Annotated in this window: 3 protein-coding genes and 1 pseudogene; all 4 read left to right on the top strand. The window is 69.9% G+C overall.

All coding sequences use genetic code 11. The features are described from left to right. Positions 1–122: pseudogene (locus FV228_RS34410) on the top strand (ATPase); the annotation flags it as partial. Positions 123–523: 401 nt separating this feature from the next. After that, on the top strand, positions 524–1,549 hold the full coding sequence (locus FV228_RS24450) for an aromatic ring-hydroxylating dioxygenase subunit alpha (protein WP_147856936.1): 1,026 nt from the start codon (positions 524–526) through the stop codon (positions 1,547–1,549). Between the two features lie 105 nt (positions 1,550–1,654). Further along, positions 1,655–1,891 (top strand): hypothetical protein, encoded by a 237-nt coding sequence (locus FV228_RS24455; RefSeq protein ID WP_147856934.1) that lies wholly within the window; start codon positions 1,655–1,657, stop codon positions 1,889–1,891. 76 nt (positions 1,892–1,967) lie between these two features. After that, the gene (locus FV228_RS24460; protein WP_147856935.1) at positions 1,968–3,029 is read left to right on the top strand and encodes an MBL fold metallo-hydrolase; all 1,062 of its coding nucleotides are present in this window, start codon (positions 1,968–1,970) and stop codon (positions 3,027–3,029) included. Positions 3,030–3,263 lie beyond the last annotated feature (234 nt).

Raw genomic sequence — 3,263 nt, forward strand, 5'->3', positions numbered from 1 at the left:
GGCTGCGGGCCGAGCGCCACGCGATGGCGGCCGAGCGCGACGCCCTGCGCGAGGAGCGAGACCTGTGGCGCGCCCGGACCGAGGCCCTGGCCCAGCCGCTGTTCCAGGCCCCGAAGCGCTGAAAACACCCCCTGAAAAGCCGAAGGGCCACCCGCGAGGGTGGCCCTTCCATTGCCGAACCGTCATGTCCGGCGGAACTGTCCCGAAATCGGGGCTCAGGCGCGTCTTAGAACGACGCGCCGGAGGCGACGGTCCAGGTCCGGTAAGCCGAGACTGACGGCTGATGACAATGAGACACTGGATCACCTCCTTTCGTTCGTTGCGGGTCAAACGAAGGTAGGTGGCCGGACCCGGCTTGTGAAGCCCCGTGGCTGCGCCCGTTTGTCCTCCCCGCGCACCTGCTTTCCCGCTTCGGCTGCCGGGCGTATGACGAGCCCACCGAGGTCAGCCCGAACCGCCGTTGAACGCGCCCGTCACGCCCCTGCCGCGTCCGCCCGAGGATGCCGCCCTCGATCCCGAGGCCATGCGCCAGCCGCTCGGCAACGCGTGGTACTGCGTCGGCCAATCCCGCAGCCTCGGCCGCACCGGGCTCCGCGCCGTGGAACTGAACGGCGAGCAGATCGTGCTCGGCCGGACCCCCGACGGGACGCCGTTCGCGCTGCGCGACCGCTGCCCGCATCGCGGCATGGCCCTGTCGAAGGGCCGCTTCGACGGCGACACCCTGATGTGCCCGTTCCACGGCTGGCGCTTCGGCACGGACGGGCGCTGCCGGGACGTTCCGACCCTGTCCGAGCACGACGCCGCCGATTTCTCCCGCATCCAGGTCCAGCGCTTCCCCGTACGGGAGAGCGCCGGGTTCCTGTGGGTGAACCCGCATCTCGGGCCCGCCTCCGGCGACGTGCCCGCGGTGCCGGAGCTGGATTTCGCGCCGGCCGGCTCCCTGGTCGTGGAACTCGTGGTCGAGGCGTCCTACGATCTCACCACGCTGAGCCTGGTCGATCCCGGCCATGTCGCCTTCGTGCACGACAGCTGGTGGTTCCGGCCCTCGAAGCAGCTGCGCGAGAAGGTCAAGACGTTCCAGCCGGTGCCGCACGGCTTCGTCATGACGAGCCACGCCACCACGACGAGTTCGCCGGTCTACCGCCTCCTCGGCGGCGTGCCCGAGGTCGAGATCGAGTTCCGGCTCCCCGGGGTCCGGCTGGAGCGCATCCGCGCGGGTGACAAGCGGGTGGCCAACTACACCTTCGCCACGCCCCTCACGCCGGACCGCACCCTGCTCACCAACGCCCTCTATTGGAGCATGCCGGCGCTGAACCTGCTCAAGCCCGTCGCCCGGCCGCTGATGCGGCAGTTCCTCACGCAGGACCAGGAGGTGCTTCAGCACGCGCAGGACGGCCTGGACCGCAAGCCGACCATGGTGCTGTTCGGACAGGGCGACCTGCCGTCGCAATGGTATTTCCGGCTGAAGCGCGAGGCCCTGGAATCGGCCCGCGCCGGGCGCCCGTTCGAGAATCCCCTGGAACGGCGCGAGCTGCGCTGGCGCTCCTGACTTATAGGGCAGTTATTGGGCTCTATTCGGAGCGAGTAACGCTCTATTAACCACAATTTGCGCAATGATTTCCGAGAAGTATTCCTCTCGAGACGCTGCGCGCCGATGCCCCGCTTCTACATCGACCTCCATGACGGTTCCCAGCCGGTCCGCGACGAGGTCGGCTTCGACCTGCCGGACCTGCCGGCCGCCCGCGCCAAGGTCACCCGGATCATGTCGGCGATCGCCCGCGACATGCTGCCCGACGTGGAGCGCCAGGATTACGTCGCCTGCGTCCGCGATACGGTCGGCAAGGTCGTGTTCCGCGCCCGCCTGTCGCTCGCCGCCGAAGCCGTGGAGTGAGGCAAAAGCGGGCCTGAGGCTCCCCGTCGCGGCGGCGAGAGCTTGACCACGGCGCCGGGCCGGCCATCTCCCACCTATGAAACGGCGCAGCCTGCTCACGGTCGCGAGTGCGGCCACGGTGATGACGCTCGGCGGCGTCGGCTATGCCGCCCACCGCCGGGGCAAGAACCCCTATTATCGCGGCCCGGAATCCGATCATTTCGACGGGTTGCGCTTTTTCCTGCCGGACCAGGCCACCGACAAGTCGTTGCCGGACGTGCTGCGCTGGCAGGCCGGGCGGCAGCGCGAGCCCTGGCCGAAGAGCTACCCGAGCCCGTTCCCCGCCGACCGCCCGCCCGAGCGCAGCGGGTCCCTGCGCGTCGTGCTGATCGGGCATGCCAGCTACCTGGTGCAGGTCGCCGGCCGCAACATCCTGATCGACCCGGTCTTCGCCAAGCGGGCGAGCCCGGTCCGGTTCGCCGGACCGAAGCGGGTCAACCCGCCCGGTATCGCGTTCGCCGACCTGCCGCCGATCGATGTCGTCCTGATCACCCACAACCATTACGATCATCTCGACGGGCCGAACCTCGCCCGGATCTGGCAGGCCCACCAGCCGCTGATCGTCGCGCCGCTGGGCAACGACACGATCCTGCGCAACTTCGACGACACGATGCATGTCGAGACCCGCGACTGGGGCGAGTCGGTGGATCTCGGCGACGGTCTCGCGGTCCACCTGGTGCCGGCCAACCACTGGTCGGCCCGCGGCGTTCAGGACCGGCGCATGGCGCTGTGGTGCGCCTTCGTGATCACCTCGGCCCAGGGCGTCCACTACCATGTGGGCGATACCGGCTTCGGCGACGGCGGGCTGTTCCGCGACATCCGGGCCCGGTTCGGGGCGCCGCGCCTCGCGACGTTGCCGATCGGCGCCTATGAGCCGCGCTGGTTCATGCAGGCGCAGCACGTGAACCCGGCCGAGGCCGTGGAAGCCTTCGCGCTGCTCGGGGCCGACCAGGCGCTCGGCCACCATTGGGGCACGTTCCAACTCACCGACGAGGGCATCGAGCGGCCCGCGGAGGCTCTGGCGGCGGCCTTGGAGGCGCACGGCATCGCCCCCGAGCGATTCCTGGCGCTGCGACCCGGGCAGGTCTGGGGCGCCTGAGGCGTCGAATACCGACGGCCGCCGCACTGGGCACGATGCATGCAAGATACCGTATGCAGGCTGCATGCGGCGCGTCTCGATGATGGGGTGTCGCGGACCGGCCGCGCGTCCCCTTCTGCCGAGAGACCCGATGGACCCGATCAAGCCGACACGCCGCTCGCTCATGGCCGGGGGCGCCGCCCTGGCCATGAGCGAGCGGCGTGCCGGCTTGATCGGGTCCATCGGGTCTCTCGG

The sequence above is a fragment of the Methylobacterium sp. WL18 genome, from assembly GCF_008040015.1.
Taxonomy (GTDB): Bacteria; Pseudomonadota; Alphaproteobacteria; order Rhizobiales; family Beijerinckiaceae; genus Methylobacterium; species Methylobacterium mesophilicum.